Genomic DNA, 227 nt, shown 5'->3' with positions numbered 1-227 from the left:
TCCGACACGCTTCGTTAATCCCCGACTACTTGAAAAATGTGGCACATAGTTGATATGTAGATGCGGATTGGCTTCATCATCATGTAACACCATGTTATAGACTGCTAGATTAGGATTCCGCTCTTGAAACGCTTCTGCATACCTCTGTAGCGCTTCTTTTTTCTCTTTCCGACACATTGGATCATCTTTACCTTCCCCAACCGCTACAACTAACTCTCGTTGCTCAT

The 227-nt window shown here is 43.6% G+C and carries 1 protein-coding gene; it reads right to left on the bottom strand.

The genetic code is table 11. The annotated features are described in order from the left end of the window. The coding region (locus FE392_RS20755) for a plasmid recombination protein (RefSeq protein WP_319931981.1) at positions 1-227 on the bottom strand (227 nt) is incomplete at both ends.

Source organism: Xenorhabdus santafensis, from assembly GCF_033949405.1.
Classification (GTDB): Bacteria; Pseudomonadota; Gammaproteobacteria; order Enterobacterales; family Enterobacteriaceae; genus Xenorhabdus; species Xenorhabdus santafensis.
Note: the sequence above shows the minus strand (reverse complement) of the source record. Positions and strands in the feature narration are given on the sequence as shown.